The following is a 17,111-nucleotide window of genomic DNA, read 5'->3' on the forward strand; positions in this document are numbered from 1 at the left end:
TGAGCGGGAACAGCAACGCACAACGATCGCGGTCCAAGCCGCGAATGTGGGGGTGGACTTTTCGATGACAGTCAGCCTGGACCAGCCGCCGCTGGCCCTGACCGGTGACGGCGCCCTGAAGACGCCGTACCGGCCGCGGATCCTCGGGGTGGGGACGGCCGCCTCGGCCGCCACCTACTCCCAGCAGGAGGTGCTCGACGCGTTCGGCATCACCGACCCGAAGATCACGTCCGTCTTCGCCAACAGCGCCATCGACCGGCGCCACCTGACCCTGCCGGAACCGGACGCCGACGGCGTCCGCGCGCCCGAGCCGCAGGGCGATCTGATCGACAAGCACAAGGCCATGGCGGTCGAGATGGGCGCCGAGGCACTGCGCGCCTGTCTCAAGCGGGCCGGCGCCGAACTCTCCGATCTGCGGCATCTGTGCTGTGTGTCGTCGACCGGGTTCCTCACCCCGGGACTGAGCGCCCTGATGATCCGTGAGCTGGGGATCGACCGGCACTGCAGCCGCAGCGACATCGTCGGCATGGGCTGCAACGCGGGCCTCAACGCGCTGAACGTCGTGGCCGGCTGGTCCGCCGCCCACCCCGGCGAACTCGCCGTCGTGCTCTGCACGGAGGCCTGCTCGGCGGCGTACGCCATGGACGGCTCGATGCGGACAGCGGTCGTCAACAGCCTCTTCGGCGACGGCGCCGGAGCGATCGCCCTGCTGGCCGGGCCCGGTGACGAGGCGTCCGGGACCACCGAGGGCCCGACCGTCCTGAAGTTCGCCAGCTGCATCATCCCCGAGGCGATCGGCGCGATGCGCTACGACTGGGACCGCGAGCTGGACCGGTTCAGCTTCTACCTCGACCCGCAGATCCCCTACGTCGTCGGCGCCCACGCCGAGATCGTGGTCGACCGTCTGCTCGGGGACACGGGGCTGCGGCGGAGCGACATCCGCCACTGGCTCGTGCACTCCGGCGGCAAGAAGGTCATCGACGCGGTCGTGGTCAACCTCGGGCTGACCCGCCACGACCTGCGGCACACCGTCGGCGTCCTGCGGGACTACGGCAACGTGTCCAGCGGATCGTTCCTTTTCTCGTACGAACGGCTCCTCGACGAGCAGGTGACCCGGCCCGGCGACTACGGGGTGCTGATGACCATGGGACCGGGCTCCACGCTGGAGACGGCGCTGGTGCAGTGGTGACGACAGGAGAGAGCGCAGTGAGTGACCTGAGCGGCGTGCCGACACTGACCATCGACGGGGCCCAGCCGCTGTCGATCAGGACCGTCAAGGACGTCACCGTCCTGTGCGACGAGGTGGAGGACCGGGGCGGGGCGGTGATCCTGCGGGTCACCGGCGCACCCGCGCCGGGCTGGGCCGACGGGCTGGACGTCGCCCTGGTCACCAAGTGGGAGCGGGTGCTGCGGCGCCTCGAACGGCTGCCCGCGGTGACCGTCGCGGTCGCGAGCGGCGACTACGGCGGAACGGCCCTCGACGCCTTCCTCACCGCCGACGTCCGCATCGCGACCCGCAGCAGCCGGCTGCTGCTGCCCATCGAGGGCGAGGCCACCTGGCCCGGCATGGCCGTCTTCCGGCTCGCCCGCCTGGCCGGCGCCGCACGCGCCCGCCGCGCCGTCCTGTTCGGCCAGCCGGTCCAGGCCCCCGAGGCGCTGATGCTGGGCATCGCCGACGAGCTGACCGAGACGCCCGACGCCGCCGCGGCCACGACCGTCGAGCGCCTCAAGGGCCTCGCAGGCAAGGAGGTCGCCCTGCGCCGCCAGCTGCTCCTCGACGCGGCCACCACCAGCTTCGAGGACGCCCTCGGTCCGCATCTGGCGGCCTGCGACCGCGCGCTGCGACGCACCGCCGAGGAGGCCGCCTGATGGTGGTGTCCCACGACGAGACGCAGGAGTGGTCGGCCCTGACGGAGGCCGCTGAGCAGGTGGACAAGACGCTCGCGTCCCTGCCGGAGCCGACCCGCCGCACCCCGCACCAGCGCGCCGAGGCCGAAGCGGCGAAGAACCGGGCCCGCGCCCTGCGCGCCCGCTTCCTCGACGCCCACGCCGACACCGTGTACGACCGGCTCACCGACGGACGCGCCCGGAGTCTGCGCGTCGACGAACTGGTCGCGGCCGCCGCGGACGCCTACCCCGCGCTGGTACCGGACGCCGGCCGCCTCGCACAGGAACGCAGCCGTGCGCAGGCCGACAAAGAGGGCCACGAGATCGACCAGGGCATCTTCCTGCGGGCCGTCCTGCGGTCGCCCACGGCCGGCCCGCACCTGCTGGACGCCATGCTCCGGCCGACCGCCCGCGCCGAACGGCTGCTCCCGGAGTTCCTGCGCACCGGCGTGGTGGAGCTGGAAGCCGTACGGCTGGAACGCCGGGACGGCGTCGCACGGCTGACGATGTGCCGGCACGACCGGCTCAACGCCGAGGACAACCAGCAGGTCGACGACATGGAGACCGCCGTCGACCTGGCCCTCCTCGACCCGGACGTGCGGGTCGGGCTGCTGCGCGGCGGGGAGATGAGCCACCCCCGCTACCGCGGCAAGCGGGTGTTCAGCGCGGGCATCAACCTGAAGAACCTCAGCTCCGGCGACATCTCCCTGGTCGACTTCCTGCTGCGCCGCGAACTCGGCTACCTCCACAAGCTCGTCAGGGGCCTGCGCGTCGAGGGCGCCGAGGCGCCCTGGCACTCGCCCTACGTAGAGAAGCCGTGGGTCGCCGCCGTCGACGGCTTCGCGATCGGCGGCGGCGCCCAGCTGCTGCTGGTGTTCGACCATGTCCTGGCCGCGTCCGACGCCTACCTCAGCCTCCCGGCGGCCAAGGAGGGGATCATCCCCGGCGTGGCCAACTTCCGCTTCAGCCGGTACGTCGGGCCCCGGCTGTCCCGACAGGTGATCCTGGAGGGCCGCCGGATCTGGGCCTCGGAGCCGGCGGCACGGCTGCTGGTGGACGAGGTCGTGGACCCGCAGGAGCTGGACGACGCGATCGAGCGGAGCCTGGCCCGCTTCGACGGCGAGGCGGTGCTCGCCAACCGGCGGATGCTCAACCTCGCCGAGGAGCCCGCAGAGGCGTTTCGCGCCTACATGGCCGAGTTCACCCTCCAACAGGCGCTGCGGCTCTACGGGGAGGACGTCATCCACAAGGTCGGCAAGTTCGCGGCGAGGTCCGCGTGAGCGCCGCCGACCAGCCCCGGGTGCGGTACGAGAAGAAGGACCACATCGCCCACGTCACCCTCGACCGGCCCGAGGTGCTGAACGCGATGGACCTGCGGATGCACGAGGAACTCGCCGGTGTCTGGGACGACGTGGAGGCCGACGACGACATCCGCGCGGTGGTCCTGACCGGGGCGGGCGAGCGGGCCTTCTCCGTCGGGCAGGACCTGAAGGAACGCAGCCGCCTCGACGGCGCGGGCACCCCGCGCACCACCTTCGGCAGCCGGGGACTGCCCGGCTGGCCCCGGCTCACCGAGCGGTTCACCCTGTCCAAACCGGTGGTGGCGCGGGTCAACGGCTACGCCCTGGGCGGCGGCTTCGAGCTGGCGCTCGCCTGCGACCTCGTCATCGCCTCGCACGACGCGGTCTTCGCCCTGCCCGAGGCCCGGCTCGGTCTGATCCCGGGGGCGGGCGGCGCCTTCCGGCTCGCCCGCCAACTGCCTCTGAAGACCGCCATGGGGTACCTGCTCACCGGGCGCTCCATGGACGCGGCGACCGCGCTGCACTTCGGGCTGGTCAACGAGGTCGCCGACGACGAGGAGGGCGACCTGGACCGCCGGGTCGCCGCCTGGACGGACGACCTGGTCCGCAGCGCGCCCCTGTCGGTGCGGGCCCTCAAGGAGTCCGTGATGCGCTCGCTCGACCAGCCGCTGGAGGAGGCGTTCGCCACCCGCTACGTGTGGGAGGAGCGGCGCATGCGGAGCGAGGACGCCGTGGAGGGCCCCCGGGCCTTCGCCGAGAAACGCGCTCCGGTGTGGTCCGGCCACTGAGAGCCGGAGGAGGAACGAGGGAAGGACATGCCGATGCCGCTCGCGCGCGTCAACGGGATCGATCTCAGTTACGACGACCACGGACCGGCCGGCCGGGCGGAGCCCGTCGTGATGCTCGCGGGCACCGGCGGCCCGGGACGGATCTGGCGCAGCCACCAGGTCCCCGCCCTCAGAGCGGCCGGCCACCGGGTGATCACGCTCGACAACCGGGGCATACCGCCGACCGGGCCGTCCGTCGTCGGGTTCACCCTCGCCGACATGGCCGCGGACGTCGCCGCGCTGATCGAGCGTCTGGGGGCGGGCCCCTGCCGGGTGGTGGGCCACTCGCTGGGCGGTCTCATCGCGCAGGAGCTCGTCCTCGCCCGCCCCGAACTCGTCAGCCGGGCCGTGCTGATGGCCAGCTGCGGACGGGCGGACGCGCTGATCGAGGCCATGTCGGCCGCCGACATCGAACTGGCCGACAGCGGCGTCAAGATCCCGCCCTCGGTGACGGCGTACCAGCACGCCCTGCAGAACCTCTCGCCCCGCACGCTCAACTACGAGGACGGGCTACGGGACTGGCTCGGCATCTTCGAGCTCTCCGCCCCCGACCCGTCGACGATCCGCGCCCAACTCGGCCTCGAAGTCATCCCGAACCGCCTCCCGCACTACCGCCGGATCAGCCGCCCCTGTCTCGTCATCGGTTTCCAGGACGACCTGGTCGTGCGCCCGCATCTGTCGCGCGAACTCGCCCTGGCCATCCCGGGCGCCCGGTACACGGAGATCCCCGGCTGCGGTCACTACGGCTATCTGGAGCGGCCCGACGCCGTGAACGAGGCGCTCATCGACTTCCTCGCCGACTGAACGGACCCGGCGGCCGGCTCACGCGCCCCGCAACCGCCGTACGATCTCCAGCTGTTCCGGCTCCAACGCGCGGCCGTCCTCGATCTCCCACAGACAGTTCTGCAGCACCCGCCCGAGCGTCCAGGCACGCGCGCGTGCCCGGTCCAGAGCCAGGACGTCGGTCAGGGCGTCGAAGCGCCAGCGCACCTCACCGGGGTCGAAGCGGTTGTCGATCGCGGGCAGCAGATCGAATCCGGGGTCGCCGGCGAGGGGCTTGGGGTCGATGGCGAGCCAGTCCGCGCGGTCGGCGCCGAGGACGTTGTCGTAGTGCAGGTCCCAGTGCAGCAGCCGGTCGCCGGGCTCGTCCACGACCTCCCGTACGGCGGCGGCGCAGTGGGCGAGCAGTCCGCGCGCCTCCTTGTCGGCGATCCGCTCCAGCGCCCACGGCGTGCGCTCCAGCATGGCCCGCGCGATGTCGCCCAGGCCGCGCATGCCCTCCGGGGCCGGTGCGGTGGTCAGGTGGGCCAGGAGGCGGGCGATGACGAGGACGGCCCGGCGGGAGTCGGGGTCGTAGGACAGCATGCGTCGCGGGTCGAGGCGTTCCAGGAGCATCGTGCCGGTGGCCGCGTCGTGGTCGAGGAGCCGTACCGCCCCGTCGCCGTCCCAGACGCGCAGGGCGACGGGCTCGCCCTCGCTCTCCTCGTCGAGCGGCTGCAGTTTCAGGACGGCTCCGGTGCCGTCGGTCCGCAGTACGGGCAGGACGAGGGCGCTGACGCCGTGCATGGCCGTACCGTCCGGCCGCAGCTCCCAGGCCGCCAGGAAGTGCTCCGCCCGTTCCGGCAGTCCGGCGATGAACGCCCGCCCCGCCGCTCCGTTGAACTTCTCCTGCGCCGCCGCGAGTCCATCCGGAATGTCGATCACGCCGCGAGCGTATCGGCGTGGGTAAATCGGCTCATGCGAATTAAGCGGGGTCTGCACCGGGTGTGGGGGTACGTGCGCGGCGCGCCCGGCACGTACATCTGGCTGGCGGTCCTGTTCGTGACGACGGTCGCCCTGCACCACATGTCGCCGGAGTTCGAGGAGCAGTTCCTGCGGCAGCGCTCGACCAACATCCGTGAACTGTCCAGCAATCCGGTGCGGGTGCTGGTCTCCAGCGCGATGTGGATCGACGGCGGGGTCTGGCTGCCGTACGCCGTCCTGTACTCCGTCTTCCACGCGCCCGTCGAGCGCTGGCTGGGGACGGCGCGCTGGCTGGCGGTCTGCGCGGCGGCGCATGTGCTGGCGACCCTGATCAGCGAGGGGGCGCTGCTGTGGGGGATCCGGCACGGGATGGCGCCCGAGTCGGCGGTCAACACCCTGGACATCGGGGTGAGTTACGCGCTGGCGGGGGTGGTGGCGGTGCTCGCGTACCGGATTCCGGTGCCCTGGCGTGCGCCGTACGCCGCCGCGGTGCTGATCGTCTACGGCGTGCCGCTCGTCACCGGCCGGACCTTCACCGACCTCGGCCACTTCACCTCGGCGCTGATCGGGTTCGCGTGCTATCCGCTGGTCAGAGGGCGCGCAAGACCACGAAATCCGAAGGAGACAGCGGCGGCCGTGGGGGGCTAACGTCCCCGGCATGAGCAGCTCGGCAAGCGCTGTCGTCAACGGCGGCATCTCGTTCTGGTTCGCGGACGACGGTCTCCCGGCGGTACGGGAGCCCCTCGCCGAAGACGCCACGGCGGACGTGGTGATCGTCGGTGGCGGCTACACGGGCCTGTGGACCGCGTACTACCTCAAGAAGGCGGCCCCCTTCCTGCGCGTCACCGTCCTGGAGCAGAAGTTCTGCGGCTACGGCGCCTCGGGCCGCAACGGCGGCTGGCTCTACAACGGCATCGCGGGCCGCGACCGCTACGCGAAGCTGCACGGCCACGAGGCGGCGGTGCGGTTGCAGCGGGCGATGAACGACACCGTCGACGAGGTCGTCCGGGTCGCCGAGGCCGAGGGCATCGACGCGGACCTCCACCAGGGCGGGGTGCTGGAAGTCGCCCGCACACCTGCCCAGTTGGCCCGCCTCAAGGACTTCCACGCGCACGAGCTGTCGTACGGCGAGAAGGACCGCGAGCTGTACGACGCCCGCGGGACGGCCGAGCGGATCCGGGTCGCGGACGCCGTCGGCTCCTCCTGGACCCCGCACGGCGCCCGCCTGCACCCGGTGAAGCTGGTGAAGGGCCTGGCCGCGGTCGTCGAGGCGCTCGGGGTGGTCATCCACGAGGGCACGCCGGTGACGGAGATCCGGCCGAAGCACGCGGTGACGCCGTACGGCACGGTCCGCGCCCCGTACGTCCTGCGCTGCACCGAGGGCTTCACGGCGAACCTCAAGGGGCAGCGGCGGACCTGGCTGCCGATGAACTCGTCGATGGTGGTCACACGGCCGTTGACGGACGAACAATGGGAGACGATCGGCTGGGACGGACGCCAGGCACTGGGCGACATGGCGCACGCGTACATGTACGCGCAGCGCACCGCCGACGGGCGGATCGCGCTCGGCGGACGCGGGGTGCCGTACCGCTTCGGCTCGCGGACGGACAACGACGGCCGGACCCAGGAGGCGACGGTCGAGGCGCTGCGGGACATCCTCGTGGGCTTCTTCCCGTCACTGGCCGGGGTCGCCGTCGAACACGCGTGGTCGGGCGTGCTGGGCGTACCGCGCGACTGGTGCGCGACGGTCACGTTGGATCGGGCTACGGGGCTGGGTTGGGCCGGGGGGTATGTCGGGTCGGGGGTGGCGACGACGAACCTCGCGGCTCGGACGCTTCGGGATCTGGTGCAGTTGGACTCCGGGCAGGGTGGGAAGACCGAGCTGACAGACCTGCCGTGGGTGGGGCACAAGGTGCGCAAGTGGGAGCCGGAGCCGTTCCGATGGCTCGGGGTGCAGGGCATGTACGCGACCTATCGGGCTGCGGACCGGCGGGAGTCGCGGTCGCGCACGGCGGAGTCTTCGAGGTTGGCGCGGGTTGCGGATCGGGTTGCGGGGCGGCACTGAGGTGGGTCATGCGGCCGCTTTTGATGGTGGAACCGGCGTTGGTGCTCCCTGCGCAGCCGGCCTCGCCGTCACCATCAGCGCCGCCACCACCCCCGCCAGCAGCATGATCCCCGCCGCCCACCAGATCGCGACCGTGTATCCGTGCACGACCGCCTCCTTCGAGACCAGGTCCTGGTCGGCGCCGCGGGTCAGATGGGCCGTGAGATAGGCCGTGCTGCTGGTGGTGGCGATCGTGTTGAGCAGGGCCGTGCCGATCGAACCGCCCACCTGCTGGGAGGTGTTGACGGTGGCCGAGGTGACGCTGGAGTCCTGCGGGGCGACGCCCGCGGTCGCGGTGGCGAAGACCGGCATGAAGGTGAGGCCCATGCCGAGGCCCATGAGGATCAGGGCCGGGAGGATCTCCGTCGCGTAGTCGGAGTGGACCGTCATGCGGGTCAGGATGACCATGCCGACCGCGGCGAGGACCATGCCGGGAGCCATCAGCAGCCGGGGTGGCACGCGGTTCATCAGACGGGCCGAGATCTGGGTGGAGCCGATGATGATCGCGGCCGTGAGGGGCAGGAAGGCCAGGCCGGTCTTGACGGGTGAATAGGCGAGGATCACCTGGAGGTAGTAGGTCATGAACAGGAACAGGCCGAACATGCCGATGACGGCGAGGCCCATCGTCAGGAAGCAGCCGGCCCGGTTGCGGTCCTTGACGATGTGCAGGGGGAGCAGCGGCACGGGGGCCCGGGTCTGCCACCACACGAAGGCCGTCAGCAGCACCACGCCGACCGCGAAGAGACCCAGGACCAGGGGGTCCGTCCAGCCGCGCGGCTGCGCCTCGCTGAAGCCGTAGACGATCGCGACCAGTCCGCCGCAGCCCAGCACCGCGCCGGGCACGTCCAGCCGGACGTCCGCGTGTCCGGGGCGGTCGTGGAGGAGGGCCAGGGCGCCGAAGACGGCCACGACGGCGATGGGGACGTTGACGTAGAGACACCAGCGCCAGTCGAGGTACTCGGTGAGCAGCCCGCCCACGATGAAGCCGATGGCGGAGCCGGAGCCGGCGAGGGCACCGTAGATGCCGAAGGCCTTGCCGCGTTCCTTGGGGTCCGTGAAGGTCGTGGTGAGCAGACTGAGCGCGGAGGGCGCCAGGACCGCGGCGAAGACGCCCTGGAGCGCTCGGGCGCCGAAGAGCATGCCGGAGTTCTGGGCCGCGCCGCCCAGGGCGGAGGCGGCGGCGAAGCCGACGAGGCCGATGACGAACGTGCGCTTGCGGCCCACGAGGTCCGCGATCCGGCCACCGAGCAGCAGGAGGCCGCCGAAGGCGAGGGTGTAGGCGGTGATCACCCATTGCCGGTTGCCGTCGGACATGCCCAGGTCCTCCTGTGCGGAGGGGAGGGCGATGTTCACGATGGTGGCGTCGAGGACGACCATCAGCTGGGCGAGGGCGATGATCACCAGGCCCCACCAGCGGCGGGGGTCGGCCTGATCCGGTTCACCTGTTCGGGTGACACTCACCCCGCCAGAAGACCATGAATCGGGATGTATCGCATCCGCGAGGGGGCTTACGGTTCGAGGACGACCTTCCCGGTGGTCCCCCGTGTCTCCAGCGCCCGGTGTGCGGCGGCCGCCTCGGCGAGCGGGAAGCGCTGCACGGCCGGGATGAGACGGCCCGCGGCGGCCTCGGCGAGGGCGCGCAGTTCCAGCGTGCGGACGGGGTTGGGGCCGCCGGCCTGCTGCATCATCACGGCGCCGAGGACCTGCTCGGAGACGCCGTCGACGAGGTGGGGCGCGCCGTCCTGGATGCCGTCGGCGGACCAGCCGAAGACGAGGTGCCGTCCGCCGGGGGCGAGCAGGGCGAGGGCCTCGCGGGCGACGTCCCCGCCGACGCCGTCGAAGACGACGGTCACCTTGTCGCCGCCGAGGTGCGCGCGGACCTTGTCCGGCCAGGCCGGGTCCCGGTAGTCGACGGCGAGATCGGCGCCGTTCGCCTCGACGAGGGCGACCTTCCCGGGCCCGCCGGCGAGACCGACGACGGTGGCGCCGGCGTTCTTCGCGTACTGCACGAGCAGGGTGCCGATGCCGCCGGCGGCGGCCGGGACGAGGGCCACGGAGTCGGGGCCGAGCTCGGCGAACTGGAGGATCCCCATCGTCGTACGGCCTGTCCCGATCATGGCGACGGCCTCGGCGAAGTCGAGGTTGCCGGGGATCTCGTGGACGCGGTCGACGTCCGTGACGGCGAGTTCGGCGTAGCCGCCGGGGGCGTAGCCGAGGTGGGCCACGACGCGCTTGCCGAGCCACAGGGCGGCGACGCCGTCGCCGAGGGACTCGACCACACCGGCGACCTCGCGGCCGGGGATCGTGGGCAGGCGGGGCGGTTCGGGCAGCGGTCCCTGGACGCCCTCGCGCAGAGCGGTGTCCAGCAGGTGGACACCGGAGGCCCGTACGGCGATACGGACCTGGCCCGGGCCGGGGTGGGGGTCCTCGACCCGCTCGTGGACGAGGTTCTCGGCCGGGCCGAAGGCGTGCAGGCGGATGGCGTGCATGAGGGCTCCCTGAGCGGCTGCTGTTGAGGAGCCCAGCCTTCAACCTCAAGCATGCTTGAGGTCAAGGGCGTTGCGGCCGAGGGCCAGGGACACCGCGGTCAGCGCGCTGTTGAAGGAGACCTCGGACAGTACGCCGGGGGCGGCGACCTGGTCGCCGGCGAGATAGACACCGTCGCCGCGGTCGATGGCGGGGCGGTCCCGCCAGCTGGTGCCGGGCAGGTCGACGGCTCCGGTACGGCCGTTCGCGAGGGCCTCGCCGCGCCAGGTCACGCGGGTGCGCCAGCCGTCGAAGGCGAGGTCGAGGAGCTGCTCGGCGCGGGCGACGCCGTCGGCTTTGGACTCGTGCGGGGCGAGCGGGATCTGGCCCTGGATCAGCTGTTCGCCGGCGGGGGCGAGGGTGCGGTCCTGGGCCGAGAAGCGCTCGATCCAGCCGGGGGAGTCGAGGTCGGAGACGGCGAAGGCGTCACCGCGCCGGGTGCGGACGGCGAGGTCGACGAGAGCCGTACGGCCGCTCGCCCAGGTCAGTGAGTCGTCCGCGAGGAGTCGGCGGGCGGCGGCGAGGGAGGTGGCGACGATGACGGGGGTGTCCGTGGGGAGCGTGTCGACGCGGGACAGGGTCTCCATGCGGACGCCGAGGTTCCAGGCGCGGGCGGCCATCCGGTCGACGACACTCGCCCAGCCGCCGACCGGGTAGTGCGCCTCGGGCGGCAGCTTGGTGGCGCGGCGCAGGCGCTCCTGCACGAACGCCGCGGACAGGGCGCCGGGGTCGTGGTGGAAGAGGGCGACGGCCGAGTAGTGGGCGGCGGCCCGCGCGGCCTCCTCGCCGGCGATACGGGTGGCCCAGGTCAGGAAGTCGGTGTCGACGGGGGCCTGGGGGAGGCCGGGGCGCAGCAGCTTGAGCATGGCGAAGGGCGGGGTGCGACGCAGGACGCCCTTGTGGCGCAGCCGCAGCCGGGCCGCCTCCAGGGGCGGCAGCGGGGCGAGCGGGCCGATGAGGTCGCGCTGCTTGAGCCAGGCCCAGTGCGGGCCGCCGTTGTAGAGGGCGTGCGGGCCCTCGTTGGTCCGGTACGGCCCCTCGGCGGTCCGGGCCCGCCCGCCGAGGGTGTGGTGGGCCTCGTGGATCGTGACCTTGGCGCCCGCTTCGGCGGCGGTGACGGCCGCGGTGAGTCCGGCGAGGCCGCCGCCGATGACGGTGATGCGGTGCATGGGTGGGTGTTCCTCTCGGTCGGGCGTGGGGGTCGGACGGGTGACCTGCTGCGGATACGACGTCAGCGCGCGCCGGAATGTGACATCAGGGGGTGTCTTCGCAGGTCAGGAGGTTGGCCCCGGGGCGTTGTCAGTGGCGGGGTGCACCATGGGGGGCATGGCGAGGCGAGCGGTGGGCGGGACGGACGGGACGGGCAGGGCCGGTGTGAAGGCGGCGCGGCGGCCGGAGGTGCGCCTGCCGGTACTGGAGGTGTACGGCGGCGGGGAGCTGGAGCCGGACGGGGACTACGACGGGCTGGAGTTCCGCGACCTGGATCTCGCCGGACAGGACGGCGGGGGCGCCCGGTTCATGGACTGCGCGCTGACGGAGTGCGTCCTGGACGAGACACGGCTGCGCCACGCGCGCTTCCTCGACTCGGTCCTCACCGGCGTGCGGGGCGTCGGCACGGATCTGTCCGAGGCGACACTGCGTGACGTCGAGTCGGTGGACGCGCGGCTGGGCGGGGTGCAGTTGCACGGGGCGGTGCTGGAGCGGGTGGTGATCCGCGGCGGCAAGATCGACTACCCGAACCTGCGGGCGGCCCGCCTCAGAGACGTCGTCTTCGAGGGCTGCGTGCTGGTGGAACCGGACTTCGGCGGCGCCCGCCTGGAGCGCGTCGAGTTCATCGACTGCGCCCTGAGACGCGCGGACCTCACCGGCGCCACCCTCACCGACGTGGATCTGCGCGGCGCGGCCGAACTGGACGTCGCCCGAGGCGTGGAACGACTCGCGGGCGCGGTGATCAGCCCGGCCCAACTGCTCGACCTGGCCCCGGTACTGGCGGGGCAGATGGGGATCCGGGTGGAGGGCTGAGGACGTGAGGACGCGCCGGTCGCTCGGCGCCCGGGGCCGGCTCTCCTGCGCCGGCCGGCCCGGCTCAGCCCAGCCGGGGGAACTTCGCCTGGAGGGTCCAGATCGCCGGGTTCTCGCCCAGGTCCTCGTGGAGGTCGGTCAGGTCGGCGAGGAGGTCGTGGAGGAAGTCGCGGGCCTCGCGGCGGAGTTCGGCGTGGGAGAAGGTGAGCGGGGGGTCCTCGGCCGGCATCCAGTCCGACTCGATGTCCACCCAGCCGAAGCGGCGCTCGAAGAGCATGCGGTCGGTGGACTCGGTGAAGTCGAGTTCGGCGTACTGGGGGCGCGAGGCGCGGGAGCCCGCCGGGTCGCGGTCGAGACGTTCCACGATGTCGCACAGCGCCCACGCGAAGTCGAGCACCGGCACCCATCCCCAGGCTGTGGACAACTCCCGGTCCGCCTTGGTGTCGGCGAGGTAGACGTCACCGCAGAACAGGTCGTGCCGCAGCGCGTGGACGTCCGCGCGGCGGTAGTCGGTCTGGGGCGGGTCGGGGAAGCGGTTGGAGAGGGCGTAGCCGATGTCGAGCACGTACGTGATGGTGTCACGCCGTCCGGGACGGGGCGTGCGGGTGCCCGGGTGCCTGGGTGCCCGAGCGGCTGGGCCTCCCCCCGCCTCCCCGCGCCCTAGGATCCCTGACATGTCCAGATCCCCCCGCCTTGTCCCGTCCTGGGTATCCGCCCTGACGGCCGCCGCCCTCGCCCTCACCCTCACGGCGTGCAGCGCCGGCGACGGCGCCGTGCGCGGCACCCCAGGGGGCGCCGGGGTCCGGGACCCGTACTTCCCCAAGGCGGGCAACGGCGGATACGACGTCGGCCACTACGACCTGCGCCTGTCCTACGACCCGGACACGGACCACCTGTCCGGCACCGCAGGCATCACCGCCAGGGCCACGCAGGACCTGTCCGCCTTCGACCTGGACCTGAAGGGGCTGGATGTCGAGGCCGTCACGGTCGAGGGAAGGGCCGCCCGCTTCCACCGCACCGGCCAGGAGCTGACCGTCCGCCCCCATGGCGGCCTCGACAAGGGGGAGACCTTCGAGGCCGAGGTCCGCTACTCCGGCACCCCCCGCACCCTCACCGACGCCGACGGCTCCGAGGAGGGCTGGCTGCGCATCGCCGACGGAGCGGTGGCCCTCGGCGAGCCGATCGGGTCGATGACGTGGTTTCCCGGCAACCACCACCCCGCGGACAAGGCGTCGTACGACATCACGGTCACCGTCCCGGACGGCCTGGAAGCCGTGGCCAACGGGGAGTTGAGGAAGAAGGAGACCGGCGACGCGGGTACGACCTTCTCCTGGTACACGGCCGAGCCCATGGCGAGCTATGTCGCCACCCTCGCTGTCGGCGACTACGACATCCACCGCTCCACCGCCGGTGACCTGCCGGTTTACACCGCCGTCCGGCACGGGGAGAGCGCGAAGGCGCTCGCCCGGCTGCCCGAGATCATGGAGTGGGGCGAGGAGAACTTCGGGCCCTACCCCTTCTCCTCCACCGGTGCGATCGTCGGCGGTGAGGACGACGCCGAGTACGCCCTGGAGACCCAGAACCGGCCGTTCTTCCCCGGCGCCCCCGACACCGCGCTCCTTGTGCACGAGCTCGCCCACCAGTGGTTCGGCGACTCCGTCACACCGAGGAGCTGGCGGGACATGTGGCTCAACGAGGGGTTCGCGACATACGCGGAGTGGCTGTGGGAGGAGGACGAGGGCGGCGACAGCGCGCAGGACACCTTCGACCAGCTGTACGAGGAGGGGGAGGACGAGTACCCGGACCTGTGGTCGTTCCCGCCGGCCGAGCCGAGTGGCGCCGCGCACCTCTCCGACGACCCCGTCTACCAGCGCGGCGCGATGGTGATCCAGAAGATCCGGCAGACGGTCGGCGACGACGCCTTCTACGACATCGTCCAGGGCTGGACGGCCGAGCACCGGCACGGCAACGCCGACACCGACGACTTCACGGACTACGTCGAACAGCAGGCACCGGACGAGGACTTCGACGCGATCTGGGACGACTGGCTGTACGGAGAGGGAAAGCCCGCACGACCGTAACGGTCACCGGGCGAACACGGAGCGGTCCTGGACGGTCATAAGCGGGCACCTTGCGGAGGGCCGCCTCGTGCGCGCGTCGGTATACCTAGGGTGGGCGCCCCGGGTACGTATCCGGTCCTGCTGCCGAGGGGACGTCATGGACAGCCACGTACCGCCGACGCTGTCGGCCCATGAGGCGGACGACGCCGGACTGCCCGCCGAGCTCACCCGGTTCATCGGACGGGACGCCGAACTCGACGAGATTCGCGAGGCGTTGTACCGGGAGCGGCTGGTGACCCTGATGGGTGCGGGCGGGGTCGGCAAGAGCCGGCTCGCGCTGCGCACCGCCCGCCGGATGCGCGAACGGTGCCCGGACGGCGTGTACTTCGTGGAGCTGTCCGAGCTGCGCGACCCGGAGCTGCTGGCCAACGCGGTCGCGGCGGTCGTGGAGCTGCCCGAGCAGTCCGAGCGGGCCGGCCGCACCCCGCTGGAGGCGCTGATCGCCTACTTCGGGAGCCGCAGACTGCTGCTCGTCCTGGACACCTGTGAGCATCTCGTCGACGCCTGCGCGGTGTTCGTGCAGTCCGTGCTGCGCTACTGCCCGCAGGTCCGCGTCCTGGCGACCAGCAGGCAGCCGCTGGACGCCCCCGGCGAGCGGGTGCTCCAGGTGATGCCCCTGCCGGTGATCGACCCGGACGACGACGCCCGGCCCGGCGCCGAACCCAGCGACGCCATGCTCCTGTTCGCCGAACGCGCGGCGGCCGTGGTCCGCGGCTTCGGGCTCACCGACGCCAACCGCGGCCTGGTCGCCCGGCTCTGCCACCGCCTCGACGGCATTCCGCTGGCCATCGAACTGGCCGCCGTACGCCTGCGAGCGCTCTCCCTCGAACAGCTTCTCTCCCGTCTCGACCACCGCTTCCGCCTCCTGTCCGGCGGCAGCCGCGGGGTGCTCCCCCGCCACCAGACCCTGCGCACGGCCATCGACTGGAGCCATGGACTGTGCACCGAGCAGGAGCAGTTGCTGTGGGTGCGGCTCTCGGTGTTCGCCGGGGAGTTCGAGCTGACCGCCGCCGAGGAGGTCTGCTCGGGGCCCAGGCTGCCACCGGAGGAGATCCTGGAGTGCCTGATCGGCCTGGTGGACAAGGCGATCGTGCTGCGGCTCGACGACGAGGGCGACGGCAGCGACGCCCGCTACCGGATGCTCGACACCATCCGCGAGTACGGCCGCGAGCGCCTCGCCGAGAGCGGCGCCGAGCTGGAGTACCGCACCCGCCACCGCGACCACTGCCTCGCCCTGGCCGCGGAGTTCGACGCCCGCTGGCTCACCCGCGACCAGGTGGTGTGGATGCGCAGGGCCTGGCGGGAGCGGGCCAGTCTGCGCTCGGCGCTGGAGTTCTGCTGCACCGAACCCCGCGAGGCCACCGCGGGTCTCCGGCTCGCCGCGGCCCTGTGGGGCCTGTGGCTCGGCACCGGACGCACCGTCGAGGGCCTGTACTGGCTGGAGCGCCTCCTTCCCCTGTGCCCCGAACCGCACCCGGCCCGGGTGACCGCCCTCAGGGTCGCCGGCCACCTCAGCCTCATGTCCGGCGCCCACGGTCGCGGCCTGGAGCTGACCGAGCGCGCCGAGGACGCCTCCCACGAGGGCGGCGGCCGTGTCGACGCGGCCTACGTCGTCTTCAACCGCGGCCTCGCCCACACCCTGGTCGGCGAGGTCGACTGGGCCCTTGAACGCCTCAGGGACGCCCGCGAACGGTTCGCCGGCCTCGGCGAACAGGGCGGCGAGGCATGGATGCTGGGCACGATGTGCGGGGCGCACCTGTGCGCGGGCGAGTACGACAAGACGCTGGCCACCTGCGAGGAGACCCGCCCCGTCCTGGAACCGCTCGGGGAGCGCTGGGTGCAGGGCTGGGTCGGCTGGATCCAGGGCTGCGCCCTGTGGGGCCTCGGTCGGCACGAGGAGTCCGCGGCCGTACTGCGCTCCGCACTCACCATGTGCCTGGAGATCAACCACGCCCAGGGCATCGCCTTCTCCATCGACACCCTCGGCTGGATCGCCGCCGCCGAGGGCCGCCCCGAGCGGGCGGCGGCGCTGCTGGGCGCGGCCGACCGGCTCTGGGAGAGGTTCCACGACCCGCGGCTCGGCATCCCCGCCATGCACCGGGCCCACGACGAGGCCAGAGCGGTCACCCGCGGTGCCCTCGGTGCGCGCCGCCACGAGGAGCTGTACGCCGCCGGCGCCGCGCTCTCCCTCCAGGAAGCCGTGGACCGCGCCACGGGCGAGACGACCGGCGCGCGGGCGAGCACCAGACGGGCCGCGGGACACGGCGGCTGGTCCGCGCTGACCGTACGGGAGCGGGAGATCGCGGACCTTGTCGCGGAGGGGCTGTCGAACCGCCGTATCGCCGAGCAGCTCACCATCTCCAAGCGCACGGTGGACTCGCACGTGGAGCACATCATGGGCAAGCTCGGCTACGCGTCACGCACCCAGATCGCCACTCTCGCGGCGGCCCAGCCCAGCGCCTGACGCCGAGGGGCCGCCCGGCGCGTGGTGATGATCCGCCGACAGACCACCGTACGCACCGGACGGCCTCGAGAGCCTTCGGTGGCACCGCCGGACAGGGCGATGCCACCGTCGCCGATC

General features: G+C 72.4%; 15 protein-coding genes. 10 read left to right on the plus strand and 5 right to left on the minus strand.

The window, feature by feature from the left end; genetic code table 11:
- Window positions 1–64 precede the first annotated feature (64 nt).
- The 5 genes from dpgA to ACIHIX_RS33325 are packed head-to-tail and all read left to right on the plus strand — an operon-like array spanning window position 65 to window position 4,819.
- Window positions 65–1,189, plus strand: a complete 1,125-nt coding sequence (gene dpgA / locus ACIHIX_RS33305; RefSeq protein ID WP_399962757.1) for a 3,5-dihydroxyphenylacetyl-CoA synthase DpgA — start codon at window positions 65–67, stop codon at window positions 1,187–1,189.
- A 17-nt stretch (window positions 1,190–1,206) separates the two neighbouring features.
- Window positions 1,207–1,869: an enoyl-CoA-hydratase DpgB gene (gene dpgB, locus ACIHIX_RS33310; RefSeq protein ID WP_399962759.1), complete on the plus strand. Its 663-nt coding sequence runs from the start codon at window positions 1,207–1,209 to the stop codon at window positions 1,867–1,869.
- Window positions 1,869–3,167, plus strand: coding sequence for a (3,5-dihydroxyphenyl)acetyl-CoA 1,2-dioxygenase DpgC (gene dpgC / locus ACIHIX_RS33315; RefSeq protein ID WP_399962761.1), 1,299 nt, complete (start codon window positions 1,869–1,871; stop codon window positions 3,165–3,167). Before dpgB ends, dpgC begins: the two co-directional genes overlap by 1 nt.
- Complete coding sequence (dpgD, locus tag ACIHIX_RS33320; RefSeq protein ID WP_399962763.1) at window positions 3,164–3,976, plus strand: enoyl-CoA-hydratase DpgD; 813 nt, start codon at window positions 3,164–3,166, stop codon at window positions 3,974–3,976. The genes dpgC and dpgD overlap by 4 nt, the downstream gene beginning before the upstream one ends.
- Window positions 3,977–4,009: 33 nt before the next feature.
- On the plus strand, window positions 4,010–4,819 hold the full coding sequence (locus ACIHIX_RS33325) for an alpha/beta fold hydrolase (RefSeq protein ID WP_399962765.1): 810 nt from the start codon (window positions 4,010–4,012) through the stop codon (window positions 4,817–4,819).
- A gap of 18 nt (window positions 4,820–4,837) precedes the next feature.
- Here the strand turns inward: ACIHIX_RS33325 and ACIHIX_RS33330 are convergent, their stop codons facing one another.
- A complete protein-coding gene (locus ACIHIX_RS33330; protein ID WP_399962767.1) occupies window positions 4,838–5,719 on the minus strand; it encodes an aminoglycoside phosphotransferase family protein in 882 nt (293 codons plus the stop codon).
- A 33-nt stretch (window positions 5,720–5,752) separates the two neighbouring features.
- On the opposite strand from ACIHIX_RS33330, the gene ACIHIX_RS33335 reads away from it, so the two are divergent.
- Together ACIHIX_RS33335 and ACIHIX_RS33340 are read left to right on the plus strand one after the other, a co-directional pair.
- Entirely contained in the window at window positions 5,753–6,406 is a 654-nt protein-coding gene (locus ACIHIX_RS33335) for a rhomboid-like protein (RefSeq protein WP_399962769.1), read from the plus strand.
- 10 nt (window positions 6,407–6,416) lie between these two features.
- Window positions 6,417–7,823, plus strand: a complete 1,407-nt coding sequence (locus tag ACIHIX_RS33340) for an NAD(P)/FAD-dependent oxidoreductase (RefSeq protein ID WP_399962771.1) — start codon at window positions 6,417–6,419, stop codon at window positions 7,821–7,823.
- A gap of 6 nt (window positions 7,824–7,829) precedes the next feature.
- Here ACIHIX_RS33340 and ACIHIX_RS33345 read toward each other — a convergent pair whose 3' ends face one another.
- The 3 genes from ACIHIX_RS33345 to ACIHIX_RS33355 are packed head-to-tail and all read right to left on the minus strand — an operon-like array spanning window position 7,830 to window position 11,557.
- Window positions 7,830–9,323: an MFS transporter gene (locus tag ACIHIX_RS33345; protein WP_399962773.1), complete on the minus strand. Its 1,494-nt coding sequence runs from the start codon at window positions 9,321–9,323 to the stop codon at window positions 7,830–7,832.
- Between the two features lie 47 nt (window positions 9,324–9,370).
- Window positions 9,371–10,351 (minus strand): zinc-binding dehydrogenase, encoded by a 981-nt coding sequence (locus ACIHIX_RS33350; protein WP_399962775.1) that lies wholly within the window; start codon window positions 10,349–10,351, stop codon window positions 9,371–9,373.
- 45 nt (window positions 10,352–10,396) lie between these two features.
- Window positions 10,397–11,557 carry an NAD(P)-binding protein gene (locus ACIHIX_RS33355; RefSeq protein ID WP_399962777.1) on the minus strand — a complete coding sequence of 387 codons (1,161 nt, stop codon included), beginning with the start codon at window positions 11,555–11,557 and terminating at the stop codon, window positions 10,397–10,399.
- 157 nt (window positions 11,558–11,714) lie between these two features.
- Between ACIHIX_RS33355 and ACIHIX_RS33360 the strand changes: the two genes are divergently transcribed.
- Window positions 11,715–12,410, plus strand: a complete 696-nt coding sequence (locus ACIHIX_RS33360; RefSeq protein ID WP_399962779.1) for a pentapeptide repeat-containing protein — start codon at window positions 11,715–11,717, stop codon at window positions 12,408–12,410.
- Window positions 12,411–12,474: 64 nt separating this feature from the next.
- Here ACIHIX_RS33360 and ACIHIX_RS33365 read toward each other — a convergent pair whose 3' ends face one another.
- A complete protein-coding gene (locus ACIHIX_RS33365; RefSeq protein WP_399962781.1) occupies window positions 12,475–12,975 on the minus strand; it encodes a hypothetical protein in 501 nt (166 codons plus the stop codon).
- A gap of 109 nt (window positions 12,976–13,084) precedes the next feature.
- Between ACIHIX_RS33365 and ACIHIX_RS33370 the strand changes: the two genes are divergently transcribed.
- Complete coding sequence (locus ACIHIX_RS33370) at window positions 13,085–14,491, plus strand: M1 family metallopeptidase (RefSeq protein WP_399962784.1); 1,407 nt, start codon at window positions 13,085–13,087, stop codon at window positions 14,489–14,491.
- A 136-nt stretch (window positions 14,492–14,627) separates the two neighbouring features.
- Window positions 14,628–16,994, plus strand: a complete 2,367-nt coding sequence (locus tag ACIHIX_RS33375) for a LuxR C-terminal-related transcriptional regulator (RefSeq protein ID WP_399962786.1) — start codon at window positions 14,628–14,630, stop codon at window positions 16,992–16,994.
- The last annotated feature ends 117 nt before the right edge of the window (window positions 16,995–17,111 follow it).

Origin of the sequence: Streptomyces sp. NPDC051913, assembly GCF_044593635.1 — a bacterium.
In the GTDB taxonomy this organism is placed as follows: Bacteria; Actinomycetota; Actinomycetes; order Streptomycetales; family Streptomycetaceae; genus Streptomyces.